At 66.4% G+C, this 16688-nt stretch carries 17 protein-coding genes; 11 read left to right on the top strand and 6 right to left on the bottom strand.

Annotated elements, in window-relative coordinates:
- Nucleotides 1–114 precede the first annotated feature (114 nt).
- From DT069_RS03595 to DT069_RS03570, 6 genes are all read left to right on the top strand, one after another.
- On the top strand, nt 115–1101 hold the full coding sequence (locus DT069_RS03595; RefSeq protein ID WP_119459278.1) for a histone deacetylase family protein: 987 nt from the start codon (nt 115–117) through the stop codon (nt 1099–1101).
- Nucleotides 1102–1147: 46 nt separating this feature from the next.
- On the top strand, nt 1148–1399 hold the full coding sequence (locus DT069_RS03590) for an exodeoxyribonuclease VII small subunit (protein WP_119458920.1): 252 nt from the start codon (nt 1148–1150) through the stop codon (nt 1397–1399).
- Nucleotides 1400–1458: 59 nt separating this feature from the next.
- Nucleotides 1459–2325, top strand: a complete 867-nt coding sequence (locus tag DT069_RS03585; protein ID WP_425450030.1) for a polyprenyl synthetase family protein — start codon at nt 1459–1461, stop codon at nt 2323–2325.
- 155 nt (nt 2326–2480) lie between these two features.
- Nucleotides 2481–4403: a 1-deoxy-D-xylulose-5-phosphate synthase gene (gene dxs / locus DT069_RS03580; RefSeq protein ID WP_119458919.1), complete on the top strand. Its 1923-nt coding sequence runs from the start codon at nt 2481–2483 to the stop codon at nt 4401–4403.
- A gap of 61 nt (nt 4404–4464) precedes the next feature.
- On the top strand, nt 4465–5892 hold the full coding sequence (locus tag DT069_RS03575) for an MATE family efflux transporter (RefSeq protein WP_119458918.1): 1428 nt from the start codon (nt 4465–4467) through the stop codon (nt 5890–5892).
- Between the two features lie 18 nt (nt 5893–5910).
- On the top strand, nt 5911–6675 hold the full coding sequence (locus DT069_RS03570; RefSeq protein ID WP_119458917.1) for a TlyA family RNA methyltransferase: 765 nt from the start codon (nt 5911–5913) through the stop codon (nt 6673–6675).
- Between the two features lie 12 nt (nt 6676–6687).
- Here DT069_RS03570 and sppA read toward each other — a convergent pair whose 3' ends face one another.
- From sppA to DT069_RS03540, 6 genes are all read right to left on the bottom strand, one after another.
- Complete coding sequence (gene sppA, locus DT069_RS03565; protein WP_119458916.1) at nt 6688–8490, bottom strand: signal peptide peptidase SppA; 1803 nt, start codon at nt 8488–8490, stop codon at nt 6688–6690.
- An 81-nt stretch (nt 8491–8571) separates the two neighbouring features.
- Nucleotides 8572–9654, bottom strand: a complete 1083-nt coding sequence (aroC, locus tag DT069_RS03560) for a chorismate synthase (RefSeq protein WP_119458915.1) — start codon at nt 9652–9654, stop codon at nt 8572–8574.
- A 12-nt stretch (nt 9655–9666) separates the two neighbouring features.
- A complete protein-coding gene (fabI, locus tag DT069_RS03555; protein WP_119458914.1) occupies nt 9667–10506 on the bottom strand; it encodes an enoyl-ACP reductase FabI in 840 nt (279 codons plus the stop codon).
- A gap of 85 nt (nt 10507–10591) precedes the next feature.
- Nucleotides 10592–10921: a chaperone modulator CbpM gene (locus DT069_RS03550; protein WP_162912963.1), complete on the bottom strand. Its 330-nt coding sequence runs from the start codon at nt 10919–10921 to the stop codon at nt 10592–10594.
- Entirely contained in the window at nt 10918–11829 is a 912-nt protein-coding gene (locus DT069_RS03545) for a DnaJ C-terminal domain-containing protein (protein WP_119458912.1), read from the bottom strand. The genes DT069_RS03550 and DT069_RS03545 overlap by 4 nt, the downstream gene beginning before the upstream one ends.
- Nucleotides 11830–11860: 31 nt before the next feature.
- On the bottom strand, nt 11861–12337 hold the full coding sequence (locus DT069_RS03540) for an RT0821/Lpp0805 family surface protein (RefSeq protein ID WP_425449978.1): 477 nt from the start codon (nt 12335–12337) through the stop codon (nt 11861–11863).
- 139 nt (nt 12338–12476) lie between these two features.
- Between DT069_RS03540 and pdxH the strand changes: the two genes are divergently transcribed.
- The 5 genes from pdxH (at nt 12477) to DT069_RS03515 (ending at nt 16686) form a co-directional block, all read left to right on the top strand.
- Nucleotides 12477–13112 carry a pyridoxamine 5'-phosphate oxidase gene (gene pdxH, locus DT069_RS03535; RefSeq protein WP_425450029.1) on the top strand — a complete coding sequence of 212 codons (636 nt, stop codon included), beginning with the start codon at nt 12477–12479 and terminating at the stop codon, nt 13110–13112.
- A 35-nt stretch (nt 13113–13147) separates the two neighbouring features.
- Entirely contained in the window at nt 13148–14086 is a 939-nt protein-coding gene (locus DT069_RS03530) for a cation diffusion facilitator family transporter (RefSeq protein WP_162912962.1), read from the top strand.
- Between the two features lie 51 nt (nt 14087–14137).
- Nucleotides 14138–14977, top strand: coding sequence for a universal stress protein (locus DT069_RS03525; RefSeq protein WP_119458909.1), 840 nt, complete (start codon nt 14138–14140; stop codon nt 14975–14977).
- Between the two features lie 281 nt (nt 14978–15258).
- On the top strand, nt 15259–15891 hold the full coding sequence (locus DT069_RS03520) for a LysE family translocator (protein WP_119458908.1): 633 nt from the start codon (nt 15259–15261) through the stop codon (nt 15889–15891).
- 54 nt (nt 15892–15945) lie between these two features.
- Nucleotides 15946–16686, top strand: coding sequence for an SDR family NAD(P)-dependent oxidoreductase (locus tag DT069_RS03515; RefSeq protein WP_119458907.1), 741 nt, complete (start codon nt 15946–15948; stop codon nt 16684–16686).
- Nucleotides 16687–16688: the final 2 nt, after the last annotated feature.

Below are 16688 nucleotides of genomic sequence, written 5' to 3'. Positions count from 1 at the left end.
GCGAGTCGTTTTTCGCGTGCGCTCGCGAGGGAATGCGTTACATAACCGTGGAAATGCCTTATCGACATGCCGCGTGTGCTTTCGGTTGCGCCGGCGGAAGAGAAGGAAAGCATCATGACGACCCTGCTCTACACCCATCCCGCCTGCATCGATCACAATCCGGGACCGATGCATCCGGAGCGCCCGGAGCGGCTGAAAGCCGTTCTGGCGGCTCTGGAGGATCCCGCGTTCGCGAGTCTCGAACGGCGCGAGGCGCCGGCGGCGGACCCGGAGCAGGTGGCCCGCGTCCATCCGCGGTCCTTCGTCGACCAGCTGCTGCAGTCGGTGCCGGAAAGCGGCACGGTCAGCCTCGATCCCGACACCTATATGTCGCCCGCCTCGGGCGAGGCGGCGTTGCGCGCGGTGGGGGCCGTCTGTGCCGCGATCGATGCCGTTATGGCGGGCGAGGCACGGAACGCCTTCTGCGCGATCCGGCCGCCGGGGCATCATGCCGAGGCCGCGCAGGCGATGGGCTTCTGCCTGTTCAATCAGGTGGCGGCCGGGGCCGCGCATGCGCGCGCCGTGCACGGGCTGAACCGTGTCGCCGTGATCGATTTCGACGTGCATCACGGCAACGGCACGCAGCATATGTTCGAGCGTGATCCGGGCCTTTTCTATGGCTCGACGCACCAATGGCCGTTCTATCCGGGAACCGGTGCCGAGAGCGAGACCGGCGCCGGCAATATCTGCAACGCGCCGCTGTCGGCGATGGCGGGATCGCAGGAGTTTCGAGAGGCGATGACCGGTACCGTGCTGCCGGCGCTCCGGGTGTTCCGGCCCGAGCTGCTGCTGATCTCCGCCGGGTTCGACGCCCATCGGGACGACCCGCTGGCGTCGCTCAATCTGGATGAGGAGGACTACGCCTGGGTCACGGAGCAGCTGCTGCAAGTGGCCGACGAGTGCTGTGGCGGGCGCGTCGTCTCGGCGCTGGAGGGCGGCTATGACCTCGGAGCGCTGGCGTCCTGCGCGGCCGTCCATGTGCGGAGCCTGATGGCCTGTGTCGAGCCGGGACGCGGAGATCGGTCCGCGGCCGCCCTTGCTGGCTCGCCGAGAGGCGACTAGAGTCGCCGCCAACCTCCAAATTTATCGAACGAACTGAGGAGAAGGAATGGCCGACCGTAATCCGTCGCCGGACATCGCGCGGATGAGCTTCGAGGATGCGCTCAACGAGCTGCAGATGCTGGTGAAATCCCTGGAAAAGGGCGAAAGCAAGCTCGATGAAGCCGTCCAGTCCTACGAGCGCGGCGTGGCGCTCAAGCGTCACTGCGAGGCGAAGCTGACCGAGGCCCAGGCCAAGGTCGACAAGATCGTTCTCGGCGCCGATGGCGCCGTTTCCACCGAGCCTGCGCGGCTGGACTGAGGTCCAGGTTGGCTCCCAAGGACCTGCCTCTGAAGGACTCGGAGGCGATCGACAGCGCCTTGAGCGAGGCCGCCGCGGCGGTCAACACGATGCTGGACCGGCTGCTGCCGGCGGCGATCGGGCCCGAACATCGGCTGGCCGAGGCGATGCGCTATGCGACGATGGGCGGCGGCAAGCGGATTCGGCCGTTCCTGGTGCTGAGCAGCGCGAGCCTGTTCGAGGTAGCTCAGGAGAGCGCACTGCGCGTCGCTGCCGCGGTTGAGATGCTGCATTGCTATAGTCTGGTGCATGATGATCTGCCGGCGATGGACGACAGCGATCTTCGACGCGGCCGTCCCACGCTGCACCGGGAGTTCGACGAGGCGACGGCAATTCTCGCCGGCGACGGGCTGCTGACGCTCGCCTTCGAGGTGCTGGCGGACCCCGATACCCATGGCGACGCGCAGGTTCGCGCGCAGCTCGCCTTGTCGCTGGCCCGGGCGGCCGGCGCCAATGGCATGGTCGGCGGTCAGATGCTCGATCTCGAGGCGGAGGATCTCGAGCTGGATATCGGCGCCATCACCCGGTTGCAGCGTCTGAAGACCGGCGAGATCATCGCCTTTTCCTGCGAGGCGGGCGCGATTCTGGGCCGTGCTTCGGAGACGGCGCGCCAGGCGCTTCACGCCTATGCGCACGACCTCGGCCTTGCCTTCCAGATCACTGACGACCTGCTCGACGTCGAGGGCAGCGAGGCGACCGTCGGCAAATCGATAGGCCGCGACCAAGCCGCCGGAAAGGCGACGTTCGTGTCGATTCTGGGGGTCGAGCGGGCCCGCGCCCAGGCGGAGCTGCTGGCCCAGCAGGCAGTCCGGCATCTTGATTTCTTTGATGAAAAGGCAGACCTTCTGCGGGGCATGGCGGGGTTCGTCGTCGCCCGGCGCCGCTGACCAGGCAGGTTTTCCGAACCCGGCTGCCATGGCCGGGTTCGGAAAACCTGCCGGATTCAAGAGTCTGCGGGTTTGTCTTGGCCGGGCCATCCGTGGCCCGGCCAAGACAAACCCGCTTGGCCGCGCGACCTTCGTTAACGGAGAGGGACTCCGCATTGACCACGACCAACAAGACGCCACTGCTCGACAATATCCGTAATCCGGCCGATCTGCGCCTGCTCGAGCCACAGCAGTTGCGCCAGTTGGCGGACGAGTTGCGGACCGAGACCGTGGAGGCGGTGTCTCTCACCGGCGGCCATTTGGGCGCAGGCCTTGGCGTCATCGAGCTGACGGTGGCGCTGCACTACCTCTTCGACACACCGAACGATCGCGTGATCTGGGATGTCGGGCATCAGAGCTATCCTCACAAGATTCTGACCGGCCGGCGCGACCGCATCCGCACGCTCCGTCAGGGGGGCGGCCTGAGTGGCTTCACGCGGCGCTCGGAAAGCGTCTACGATCCGTTCGGCGCCGCACACAGCTCGACCTCGATCTCGGCCGGGCTCGGCATGGCGGTGGCGCGCGATCTCGACGGCGGCAAGAACCAGGTGATCGCCGTGATCGGCGACGGGGCGATGAGCGCCGGCATGGCCTATGAGGCGATGAACAATGCCGGGTCGATGGACAGTCGCCTGATCGTGATCCTCAACGACAACGACATGTCGATCGCGCCGCCGGTCGGGGCTATGAGCGCGTACCTGTCGCGCCTGCTGTCGTCGAAGTCCTATCGGTCGTTCCGCCACCTCGGCAAGGAGATGGCCAAGAGATTTCCGAACAGCTTCAAGGAAACGGCGCGGCGCGCCGAGGAGTATGCCCGAGGCCTGATGACCGGCGGCACGCTGTTCGAGGAGATGGGCTTCTACTATATCGGGCCGATCGACGGGCACAATCTCGACCACCTGCTGCCAGTGCTGAAGAATGTGCGCGATGCCCCCAATGAAGGGCCGGTGCTGATCCATGTCGTGACCCAGAAGGGCCACGGCTATGCCCCGGCCGAAGCCGCGGCCGACAAGTATCACGGTGTCGGCAAGTTCGACGTGGTGACTGGGACGCTGGCGAAGGCGCCATCCAATGCGCCGACCTATACGCGCGTGTTCGCGGAGTCCCTGATCCGCCAGGCCGAAGCCGACCCGCGAATCGTCGCCATCACCGCGGCGATGCCGGATGGCACGGGGCTGAACTTGTTCGGCGACCGCTTCCCTGATCGCTGCTTCGATGTCGGCATCGCCGAGCAGCACGGCGTCACCTTCGCCGCCGGCCTCGCGACCGAAGGCTTCAAGCCTTTCGTCGCGATCTACTCGACCTTCCTACAGCGTGCCTATGACCAAGTTGTGCATGACGTGGCGATCCAGCGACTGCCGGTGCGGTTCGCGATCGACCGGGCCGGCCTTGTCGGCGCCGACGGGGCGACGCATGCCGGCGCCTATGATATCGCCTATCTCGGCTGTCTGCCCGGCTTCGTCCTGATGGCCGCGGCCGACGAGGCGGAGCTGGTGCATATGGTTGCCACGGCGGCGGCCATCGACAACCGCCCCTCCGCCTTCCGCTATCCGCGCGGCGAGGGGGGCGGCGTCGATCTGCCGACGGAAGGAGTCCCGCTCGAGATCGGGAAGGGCCGTATCCTGCAGGAAGGGACGACGGTCGCGCTGCTGTCGTACGGCACGCGGCTGCAGGAGTGCCTGAAGGCGGCGGAGGATCTGGCGACGCGCGGCCTGTCGACGACCGTGGCCGATGCCCGATTCTGCAAGCCGCTCGACGAGGATCTCGTCCGGCGCCTCGCGATCGAGCATGACGTGCTGATCACCGTCGAGGAAGGTTCAATCGGCGGTTTCGGTTCGCATGTGCTACAGTTCCTGGCGACCGCCGGGCTGCTGGATCTCGGGCTGAAGATCCGGCCTCTATGCCTGCCCGATCGGTTCATCGATCAGGATAAGCCGGAGCGTCAGTATGACGAGGCCGGTCTCAACGCACGTCATATCGTCGCCACGGCGCTGCAGGCGCTCGGGCGCGACAGCGATCAGGCCCCCGTGCGTGCCTGATTGAGACAAGTCCCACCGTCTCCCGGCCGACGGTGCGGCCGGAGGAGGTGGTGAGGGCTCGATGCAGGCGACGGATCTCTCGAACGGTCCGACCCGGGCTTCGGCCGGCATGCCGACGCCGCAGGCGGAGCTGCGTGCGACTCTGCGAATCACCGGGCCGCTGGCCGCCGCCTATCTCGCCGAAATGGCGATGAGCTTCACGGACACAGTCATCGTCGGTCGCCTCGGCAGCGTCGAACTGGCGGCGGTCGGGCTCGCCGCGAACCTGCTGATCAGCCTTCTGCTGATCTGTATGGGCGTCGTCTCGATCGTCGGTGTGTTCGTCGCCCAGGCGCACGGCGCGGGCGACGGCGCGGCGGTCGGCCGCAGTGTGCGGCAGGGCCTGTGGGTCGCGACCGCCCTCTCGATCCCGGCGACTTGGCTTGGCTGGAATCTGGCGCCGGTGCTCCGGCTGCTCGGCCAGGACGAGCAGGTGGTGCTGCTGGCCGAGCAGTATCTGCAGGCGGCCGTCTGGTGCTTCCTGCCCTATATGTGGTTCACAGTGCTGCGCAACTTCGTCTCGGCCCTGTCGCTAGCCGGATCGGTCATGGTGATCAGCGTCGCCTCGGTGGGACTCAATTTGTTGGCGAACTACAGTCTGGTGTTCGGAAAGTTCGGCCTGCCGGCGCTGGGTGTCGCGGGGGCGGGTTATGGCACCAGCTTCGTCTGCTGGGTGATGTTCGGCGCGCTTGCGGCTCATGTCGCGCTCTCGCCCGTCTTCCGCGGCTATCACCTGTTCAGCGGGCTTGGCCGCATCGACGGGGCGCAGTGCCGCGAGATCCTGCGGCTCGGCCTGCCGGTCGCCGGGGTGACGGCGGCGGAGGTCGGGATGTTCTCGGCCGTGACGGTGCTGATGGGCGTTCTCGGCGCGACGGTTCTGGCGGCCAGCCAGATCGCCATCGTCTCGGCCTCGGTCGCCTTCATGATTCCGGCGGCGATCAGCCAGGCGGCGACCTATCGCGTGGCGCACGGCATCGGCATCGGCAGCGCGGCGGCGGCGCGCCAGGCGGGCTATCTCAGCATCTTGCTCACCGTCGCCTTCATGGCCGTCGTCAGCATCGTGATGTGGGTGTTCCCGGATGCGATCGCCGGGATCTATCTCGATACCGAAGATCCGGCGAATGCCGAGGTGCTGGCGCTTGCCGCCATTCTGCTCGGCATCACCGCGATTTTCCAGATCGCCGACGGCGTTCAGGTCTCGGTGACGGGCGCGCTGCGCGGCTTGAAGGACACGACCGTGCCGTTCCTGGCGGGGCTCACGGGCTATTGGATCGTCGGCCTGGGGAGCGGCTATGTCCTCGCCTTTCCGCTCGGCCTGGGCGGCCCTGGCCTGTTCTGGGGGCTCGCGCTCGGCCTCGTCACGGTGGCGGCCTTGCTCACTTGGCGATTCCGCAGCCGAACCGCCTTTCTGATGCGGAGCGTGGCGGGAGCCACGCCGACGCCCGCTTGAGTGTCTCGATGATGGATTATGCCAGAAAAAGCTAAAAAATCCCGCCTCGACACCGCCTTGGTCGACCGCGGCCTCGTCGAGAGCCGGGCCAAGGCGCAGGCGCTGATCATGGCGGGTCTGGTCTTCTCGGGCGAGCGTCGGCTCGACAAGCCGGGCTTGACGATCGCGGCCGACGCGCCCCTGGAGTTGCGCGGGCAGGACCATCCGTGGGCCTCGCGCGGCGGGATCAAGCTCGCCCATGCCCTCGCGCATTTCGCGATTGATGCGACCGGGCGGGTCTGCCTGGATGTCGGCGCCTCGACCGGCGGGTTCACAGACGTGCTGCTTCAGCACGGCGCGGCGCGGGTCTATGCGGTCGATGTCGGCCAGGGACAGCTCGCCTGGAAGCTGCGTCAGGATGCCCGCGTCGTCGTCCTCGAACGGACGAACGCCCGCCACCTGACCATCGAGAAGATCCCCGAGCCGATCGATCTCATCACCTGCGACGCCAGCTTCATCGGGCTCGAAACCGTGCTCCCGGCATCCTTGCGCCTGGCTGGCCCTGGCGCCTGGCTCGTGGCGCTGATCAAGCCGCAGTTCGAGGTCGGACGGGAGCGGGTGGGGAAGGGCGGCGTGGTGCGCGATCCAGCGCTCCATAACGAAGTTTGCCGGCGGGTCGTCGATTGGCTCGGCCGCCAGCCTAGCTGGAGCGTTGTCGGCCTGACGGAGAGCCCGATCACCGGGCCGGAGGGCAACCGCGAGTTCCTTATCGCCGGCCGATCGAGCGGCGCGACAGGCGCTTAGCGCGGAAGCGTCTCACTGCGCCGCGCGAAACTCCGGCGCCCGGACTGCCCGCTGCGCCGAAGGCTGGGTGAGTGGTGCGAGCGTCCGGGCAATCGGCGCCGCTGCATCCATCAGCCGCAGAAACGGTGCCAGCATCTCGACGGCACCGCTCTGGGCGAGCTCCTCTCCCAGGATCCGGCGAAGCAGCGCGCCATATCCTTCGGCCCGCGGTGGGTAGGGCCCGACCTGGACCGCCGCCTCGGGCGCGATGCCGGCCGCCTCGCGCGCCAGGTCGACCGCGGTGGCGATCCCTCCGAGCGCGTCGACCAGACCGCGAGCCTGGGCGTCGGCGCCGCTCCAGACCTTGCCCTGGGCAACCTCCTGCACCGTCTCGATCGGTATGTCGCGGCCCGCCGCCACCTTCTCCACGAAATCCTGATAGATGAAGTCGAGACTGGCCTGCAGCTTGGCCCAGCCGGCTTCCGAATAGTCGACATTCGCGCTCGTCATGTCGGCGTTGGCGCCCGCCTGCACACCCTCCCATGTCACGCCCAGCTTGTCCCACAGGCCGGACAGGACGAACTTGCCGCCATAAACACCGATGGAGCCGGTGACGGTGCCGGGCTGGGCAACGATCCGATGCGCCGGCACCGCCACGAAGTAGCCGCCCGACGCGGCGATGTTGGCCATCGACACGATCAGCGGCTTGCCCATCTCACGAGCCCGGTCGACCTCGCGCCAGATCGTGTCCGAGGCGACATAGGAGCCGCCGGGGCTGTCGATGCGCAGAATGATGGCCGCGACGTCCTCGTCCTCGATCGCCTCACGGATCGCCTTCGAAACGGTGTCGGAGCCCATGGTGACGCTGCCGAAGAAGGGATCGTCGTCGCTTGCGGCAAGCTGGACCGGTCCCAGGCCATAGATGACGGCGATCTGCGGCGCATCCTCGGGCGGCGGCGGCAGGCCGCCGACATAGTCGCTCACGGCAATCCGTTCCGCGTGCAGCCCGGCGCGGGCGAAGACGGTGTTCACAACCTCGTCCCAATAGCCGAGGCGGTCGACAAGGCCCTCGGTCTTCGCCTCGCCGGCGAGGAACGGTCCACGGTCGATCAGCGACCGTGCCGCGGCCTGATCCATCTTCCGGGTCGCAGCGATACCCGAGGCGATCTGGCCGACCCAGGACTCGACCAGACGCTGCAGGTTCTCGCGCACCGGCTCGGGCATCTGGTCGCTGGTGAACATATCCATGCCGCCCTTGTATTCCAGACGCTGGTCGAGGCGCGGCTGGATACCAATATCGGTCAGCACCTCGGCCAGGAACGGCGTTTCGAGACGTGCGCCGACCAGCCCGACCTCGCCCGAGGGCTGCAGCCAGATTTCCTCGAAGGCGGTCGCCAGGTAGTAGTGCGTATTGCCGGTCCCGGCCTCGCCGAACGTCTCGGCGAAGGCGACGGTGAACTTGCCCTGTTCGCGAAAGGCCCGGATCGCGTCGCGGAGCTCCTGCGCCTGTGCCATTTCCAGCGTGCCGCTGCCGAGCCGGGCCACCAGACCCTTGATCCGATCGTCGCGGCCGGCAGCCTCCAGACCCTGGATCACCTCGCGCATCACCAGCGCGTCGTCCAGCGCCGCCCAGGCCAGGGGACTTCGTGGCCGCGTCTCGATCAGACCGTTGGCGAGGTCCAGGGTCAGCACCGCCTGCTGCGGCACCTCCCGCTCGCCGTCCGGTAGAAAGAGCTGCCAGAAGAAGGCGCCCGCGACGATTGCCAGAACGGCCAGCGCGCCGACGAAGGCGAGCAGGAGAACCAGCAATCGGCCAAGATAGCGGAAAAGGATCATCGATGCGCAGCCAAAAAGCCTTAGAGGGACGGCAGCATAGCCCGAAACGGTTTAAAAAATGACGCCGTCAACCGTTCTCTGTCACCCGCACTGCGCCCGATGGCGCAGAAGATGGTCGGCCAGGACGATCGCCAGCATCGCCTCGCCGACAGGTACCGCGCGGATGCCGACGCAGGGATCGTGCCGGCCCTTCGTCGTAACCTCGACTTCGGCGCCCGTGCTGGTCACGCCCCTGCGCGGCGTGAGGATCGAGCTGGTCGGCTTCACCGCGAAACGCACCACGACCTCCTGTCCGGTCGAGATGCCGCCGAGAACGCCGCCGGCATTGTTCGACAGGAACGCGACCTTGCCGCCGTCCATGCGCATCTCGTCGGCGTTCGCTTCGCCGGAGAGGGATGCGGCGGCGAAGCCGGCGCCGATCTCCACGCCCTTGACGGCGTTGATGCTCATCATCGCCGCGGCGAGATCGGCATCGAGCTTGCCATAGACCGGCGCACCGAGCCCGGCCGGTACGCCGCCAGCCGTGACCTCGATGATGGCCCCAGCCGACGATCCGGCCTTGCGCACGCCGTCGAGATAGGATTCCCAGGCCGATGCAGTGACCGGGTCTGGACACCAGAAGGGGTTCTGCTCCACCGCCGCCCAGTCCCAGCGCCCGCGGTCGATCGCATGCGGACCCACCTGGATCAGCGCGCCGCGGACGGCGACCGGCGCGTCGAGGAGATGGTCGAGGACCTTGCGCGCGATCGCCCCGGCGGCGACGCGGCTCGCCGTCTCCCGGGCCGAGGACCGCCCGCCGCCGCGATAGTCGCGAATGCCGTACTTGGCCCAGTAGGTGTAGTCCGCATGGCCGGGCCGAAACCGGTCCTTGATCTCGCCATAGTCTTTCGAGCGCTGGTCCTGGTTCTCGATCAGCAGGCTGATCGGCGTGCCGGTGGTCTGGCCCTCGAAGACGCCGGACAGGATCTTCACCCGATCGGGCTCGCGGCGCTGGGTCGTGAAGCGGGATTGCCCCGGTCGCCGCCGGTCGAGCCAATGCTGGATGTCCGCCTCGGCCAGCGGAATGCGCGGCGGTGTCCCGTCGACGACGCAGCCGATCGCCGGCCCATGGCTCTCGCCCCAGGTGGTGAAGCGGAATAGTTGGCCGAAGCTGTTGGCGGACATGGGCCAGTGGAATCAGGATTGCGGATTGAAGTTCTGCAGCATATCAGCGACGGCCGAGGCGGCATCGGTTCGAAGCATGCCGACGACGTGATAACCGCTGTCGACGTGATGGACCTCCCCGGTCACGCCTTGCGACAGGTCACTCAGCAGATAGAGCGCGGACCCGCCGACCTGATCGGTCGTGACGTTGCGCTTCAGCGGCGCGTTCAGCTCGTTCCATTTCAGGATGTACCGGAAGTCGCCGATACCCGAGGCCGCCAGCGTCTTGATCGGGCCGGCGGAGATCGCGTTCACGCGGATTCCCTGGTCCCCCAGATCGGCGGCGAGATAGCGGACGCTGGCTTCCAGGGCTGCCTTGGCGACGCCCATGACGTTGTAGTGCGGCATCACGCGCTCGGCGCCGTAATAGGAGAGGGTGAGCAGGCTGCCGCCGTTCGGCATCAGCGCGACGGCCCGCTGGCAGACGGCGGTGAAGGAGAAGCAGGAAATGTCGAGCGTCATCGCGAAATTGTTTCGCGTCGTCTCGACATATTTGCCCTTCAGCTCCTCCTTGTCCGAGAAGGCGATGGCGTGGACGAGGAAATCGAGTGTTCCCCACCGCTCTGCGATCTCGGCGAAGGTCGCGTCGATGCTGGCATCGTCGCCGACGTCGCAGGGCAGCAAGAAGTCGGAACCGAGAGAGCCGGCCAAGGGCGCGACGCGCTTGCCGAGCGCTTCGCCCTGATAGGTGAATGCCAGGCTCGCCCCCTGCGCGGCCAAGGCGCGGGCAATGCCCCAGGCGATCGATCGGTCATTGGCCACGCCCATGACCAAGCCGCGCTTGCCGGCCAACAGCCCGCTGCTTTCAGTCATTAATTCCTCACTTTAATGGAAAGATAAAGATTTAGAGCATCTTACACAAAAGAGCAGACGGATCAAAAAAAACTCGGATCGCGCTCTAGCGCTTGCGGTCCCCGCCCAGGCGGTCGGCGATTTGCGCCCGGGCATCTTCCGAGAGATCGTTGATCGCATCGCTGAGTTCGCTGAGCGTGCGCCGCAGCGCGTAAACCTGATCGAGCAGCGACAGCACGACGGGAATGGCCTCCTCGTTGACCTGCAGATCGCGGCGCAACTCGCAAATAAGGTGGACGCGCGCGACGTCGGCGTCGTCGAAAATATAGTCCCCGTTCTCCTGCGTCGGCAGAATCCAGCGCTGCTCGATCCAGGCGGTCAGCTCGCCATCGCTCAGCTGCGCCTCGACCAGAACCTGCTGCAGCGTCCGGATCACGACGTTTCCATCCTGCCGCGTACGTCGTAAGCGTGCTCCTTGCTCCAGCTCTCGACGAACTGGCGCAAGTCGCTGTCGATGCGCTCAGGGAGCACCACCTTCAGGGTTACGTACTGATCGCCGCGCTCGCGGCCGCGCGCCTCGGGAATCCCTTTGCCCTTCAGACGCAGGACCGATCCGGTGTTCGAGCCGGGCGGCACCTTCACGGAGACCTTGCCGTCGATCGTCGGGACGGTGATCCGCGCGCCCAGCACCGCCTCCTGCAGCGTCACCGGCAGTTCGACCCGAATGTCGTTGCCGCTGCGCGTGAAGAAGGGGTGAGGTTGGACGTGAACCTCGACGAACGCGTCTCCCGACGGCCCGCCGCCGATCCCGGGCAGGCCCTGACCCTTGAGCCGCAGCGTCTGGCCATCCTCCGTTCCCGGCGGAATCGTGACCTCGAGCGATTTGCCGTCGGCCAGCGTCATGCGCTTCTTGGCTCCCACCGCCGCTTCGATGAAATCCACCGCCGCGGTGTAGGAGATGTCGGCACCGCGCATGCGGACCGTGCGACCCGCTCGCCGGCCCCGGAACAGGTCGGCGAACAGGTCGTCGGCCGAAACGCCTTCGCCGAAATTGAAGTCCTGATACTTCGCGCCCTGGCCACCTTCCGCATAGTTCCGATAGTAGGAACGATTCGGCCGTTCGGCACCGCTTGCGTCGATTTCGCCGCGATCGAAGCGGGCCCGCTTCTCCGGATCGGACAGCAGGTCGTAGGCGGCCGACGCTTCCTTGAACTGCTGCTCGATCTTGCTGTTTCCCGGATTCAGGTCCGGGTGCAGCTTCTTCGCCAGCTTGCGATAGGCCTGCTTGATCTCGTCCGGCTTCGCGCTTCGGGAAACGCCCAGCACGTCATAGGGGTCTTTCATCGGAGGATGCGCCGCCGCGTCATGGCCCCGTTCAGCTGGCAATCCTCCAGGTTCCGTCCGACTGCCGGCAGGCGGTGCCGGTCGCCGTCTCCGAACGGCCGTCGATGATCACGGTCGTCTGGTATTCACGACATGGCGTGCCGCCGGCTGTTTCATAGGTCCGGACGGGCTCGGTATAGCCGCTGGCGCCGGTGTTTGGGTTCTGCCAAGTCGACCGCTGGCCGTCTGGATTCCGCTCCAGCGCCCTCACCGCGGTCTGCTCCGCCTCGAGCTGATCGGCGCGGTCGAGCGAGCGGCCCACCTCGTTGCCGATCCAGGCGCCGAGCAGCGTTCCCGCGGCCGTGGCGGCGATCTTGCCTGATCCGCCGCCGATCTGCGAGCCAAGCAAGGCCCCGCCGATGCCGCCGAGAATGGTGCCGCCGGTTTCCTTGGTGCCACGGTCGTAATTCTCGCAGCCGCCGACCAGAAGCACGAGTGCGACGATTGCCAGGACTCTCTTCATTTGCATGGTACTTCACCCTTCATCGACTATTCTCAGCAAGACGGTCGCGCACCCGATCTTGACCCATTCGCCGAAAATACCCGATTCGACCGAGGGTGCACATAAGGAACCGACGAGGCTAAGTTAGGCTGGACATAAACGCCGCATCGGGCGGCGTCAATCCGCGGAAGAGAACGAGACCGACACCACCATGAGCGAACAGGACCCGAAAGACCCTTATCTGTTGTTCGACGTCTGGTTCAAGGAGGCGGCGGACAAGGAGCCGGCCGACCCGAACGCGATGGCGCTCGCCACGGTCGACAGCCAGGGTCAGCCGTCGGTCCGGATGGTGCTGCTGAAAGGCGTCGACGACCAGGGCTTCACCTTCTATACGAACCGCGAGAGCCGCAAGGGCCAGCAACTCCTCGAAGTTCCGCGGGCAGCGCTCTGCTTCCACTGGAAATCGCTGAAGCGGCAGGTCCGTGTCGAAGGCGCGGCCGAGCCGGTCAGCGACGACGAGGCCGACGCCTATTTCGCGACCCGGCCGCGCGGCAGCCAGATCGGAGCCTGGGCGTCGCAGCAATCGCGACCGCTGGCACAGCGGTTCGAGCTCGAGAAGCGGATCGCCCAATATACGGCGAAGTTCGGCCTGGGCGCGGTTCCGCGCCCGGCTTACTGGTCCGGCTTTCGCGTCATCCCGTCGCGGATCGAATTCTGGGAGGACCGGCCGTTTCGTCTGCACGACCGTCTCGTCTATCATCGTCGGGGTGATCGCTGGGAGACCGAGCGCCTATATCCTTAGGCGAGAGGCGATCAGAGCCGGGGAGAGCCGGGGCAATGCAGCAAGGACAGACCGAAGCAGGGCCGGACAGGGCGGAATCGGCCGATCGAACGGCGACCTTGATGCGCCGGGCGACCTATGCCTCGGTGGCTACGGCCGGCGTGCTGATCATCGCCAAGGTCTTCGCCTATTTGATGACCGATTCGGTGAGCCTGCTGTCGACGCTGCTCGATTCGCTTCTCGATACCGTTGCCTCGGTGGTCAATCTGTTCGCGGTGCGAACCGCGCTGACGCCCGCCGACCGCGAGCACCGCTTCGGTCACGGCAAGGCCGAGCCTTTGGCGGCGCTCGGCCAAGCTGCCTTCATCACCGGGTCGGCGATCTTCCTTCTGTTCGAGACCGGAAGTCGCCTGGTGAACCCGCAGCCATTGCACAACACCGCCATCGGCATTGCGGTGATGCTGTTCGCGATTGTGGCGACGCTGCTCCTGGTGAGCTATCAGCGCTATGTGATCCGGCGCACCAACTCGCTCGCCATCAAGGCGGATTCGCTGCACTATTTCGGCGACCTGCTGGTCAATGGCAGCGTTATCGTCGCACTTCTCCTGGTTGCGCAGTTTGGCTGGACCTTTATCGACCCGCTCTTCGGCGCCGGCATCGCCCTCTACATTCTCTATACGGCCTGGCAGATCGCCCGCGGCGCACTCGACATGCTGATGGATCGCGAGTTGCCGGACGAGGACCGAAAGCGCATCCGGGCCATCGCAATGGCGCATCCGGAAGTGCAGAGCCTGCACGACCTGAGAACCCGTGGCGCCGGTCCGACCTCCTTCATCCAGGTTCATCTCGAAATGGACGGCAAGATGACCTTGTACGAGGCCCATGCGGTGGCCGATGCGGTCGAGACGGAGATCCGCACGGCCTTTCCGGGAGCCGAGGTCATGATCCATCAGGATCCGGTCGGGCTGAGCGAGGAGCAGGCCCGCTTCGGGTGATGCGAGGAACCTCTCCCGGAACGAGAGAGGGCGGCAAAATGGGAGGCTGGAATGACGATCAAATCGATTCTGGTGCTGGCCGACGGTGGGCCGGGCAACGATGCAGCGCTGCAGATGGCGGTTACGGCGGCACGCCAATTTTCCGCGCATCTCGACGTCCTGCATGTGCGGGCGGACCCTGAGACCATGATCCCGATCGTCGGCGAGGGCATGTCCGGCGCGATGGTCGAGCAGATGATGGATGCCATGACGAAGGCGGCTGAGGAGCGTGTCCGCAGGGCCCGGGCGGGCTTCGATGCCTTTTGCGCCGGTTCGGGCCTGTCGGTCGCCTGGCGCGATACGGAGGGGCGGGAGCCGGAGGAGGTCGCCTTCGCGGGCCGCTGCTCCGATCTTATCGTGATCGCCGGCGCGGAAGCGGAGGGGGAGGGAAACCTGGCGGCAACCCTGGATGCGGCGCTGTTCGATTCGGCGCGGCCGGTGCTCGTCGCGTCGCAGCCGCTCTCGTCCAGTATGGCTCCCAGCATGGGCGCGCACGCCGCAATCTGCTGGAATGGAAGTATCCAGTCGGCTCGCGCCGTCGGCGCCGCTCTGCCGTTTCTGCGCCACGCCGAGCGGGTGACGGTGCTGACCGCCGACGAGGCCGACCGCCGCGTTCCCGCGGCGATGCTGCGATCCTACCTGGCCCGTCACGACATCCGGGCCATGGACGAACCCTTCAAGCTCGGCTCGCGGTCGATCGGCAAGGGCCTGCTGGAGCAGGCGAAGGCCGTACAGGCGGATCTGATCGTGATGGGCGCCTACGGCCACAGCCGGCTGCGCGAGATGATCCTCGGCGGCGCCACGCGCGAGCTGCTCTCGAGCAGCAGCCTGCCGGTGCTGATGGCGCACTGACTGGCGACAGCGCGGGCGGTAAAACAAAAAGGCGGTATGTGCGTTGGATCGCCTCCCTCTTTGTCATTGCCGGGTTCGACCCGGCGATCCATGGGGCCGCGGCATGATGGATACCCGGATCAAGTCCGGACATGACAGAAATGTACAGAGCGCGTGCTCTGAACCCGCCCGCAAACTGCGTTGAACATCGTAGTTTTTCTAACCGATGCGGTGAGAATTTATCGATTTTCGCCGTTGGTTAGCGGACCTAGTCTTGGCCGGTCACTGCGAGAGAGGCGGGGATGTTCATCGAACCGGCGGCGCTTCTGGTCTTTCTGATGGCGACCACCGCCATCTGCATCACGCCCGGACCCGATATGCTCTATATTCTGGCGAACGGCTTGACGAAGGGACCCGCCGCCGGGTTCACGGCCGCCTGCGGGATGGCCCTGGGAATGGTGTGCCACACGGCGGCGGTGGCCCTTGGCCTGTCGGCGCTCCTGGCGACCGTGCCGCTCGCCTTCGAGATCGTCCGCTATGTCGGGGCCGCCTATCTGCTCTGGCTCGCCGTCAAAAGCTTTCGCGAACCCGCCATCCAGGTCGGCGCCGTCGAGACGGCGGCCGCTCCGCTCCGGCGGATCTTCTGGCAAGCTCTGGCGACGAACCTCCTCAATCCGAAGATCGCGCTGTTCTATCTCGCCTTTCTGCCCCAGTTCGCGAGCCCCGCGAATGGCTCGGTCGCCGGCCAGCTCCTGATGCTGGGAGTCCTGTTCGTCATCGTCGGCCTGCTTGTCGACAGCGTCATCGGTGTGCTGAGCGGCCGCGTGGGCCTGACGCTGCTGCGAAACCGCCAAGTCGCGGCTGCCCTGAAATGGCTTCCGGGCGTGGTGTTCATCGGCTTGGCTGCACGGCTCGTCCTGGCGGAGCGGCGATAGCTATGCTCTAAATCCGCTCTGGCGCCCGCCGTCGGTTCGACTAAACTCGCGGCCATGACGAGTGTGCGCAAGACCGTGATCCTGACCGGGGCGAGCCGTGGCATCGGCCACGCCACCGTGAAGCGCTTCAGCCTGGAGGGTTGGCGCATCATCACCTGCAGCCGCGAGACGGTCCCCGAGGAGTGCAAGCGGGATCCCAACTGGACCCATCACATCTCGGCCGATCTCGGCGATTCGGAAGATCTCGATCAGTTCATTGCCGAGGCGAACGTCTTGCTCGACGGAGGGCCGCTGCACGCCCTTGTCAACAACGCCGCGGTCTCGCCCAAGACGCCGTTCAAAGAGCGGCTGGGCTGCCTGAACGGCGATGTCGCGGCCTGGCGCGACGTGTTCGAGCTGAACCTCTTCGCGCCGCTCGGCTTGGCGCGCGGCTTCGCCACGGCCCTGCATCGCGGGAAGGGCGTCATCGTCAACATCACCTCGATCGCCGGCCACGCGATCCACCCCTTCGCGGGGTCGGCCTACAGTACCTCCAAGGCGGCCTTATCAGCGCTGACGCGGGAGTTGGCGGTGGAGTTCGCCAGCCTCGGCGTGCGGGTCAATGCGGTCGCGCCCGGCGAGATCGAGACCGGTATGATCGGGCCGGAATATGAAGCGCTGATCCCGCGCATTCCGATGCACCGCATGGGCAAGCCGGAGGAGGTGGCGGCCGCCGTCTTCCAGCTCTGCGGCGCCGACTTCGGCTATGTCACCGGGACGGAGATCTTCGTCACCGGTGGCCAGCACCTGTATTAGCG

This window comes from Virgifigura deserti, from assembly GCA_003576685.1.
Classification (GTDB): domain Bacteria; phylum Pseudomonadota; class Alphaproteobacteria; order Dongiales; family Dongiaceae; genus Virgifigura; species Virgifigura deserti.
This window is presented reverse-complemented; position numbering and strand designations above follow the sequence as displayed.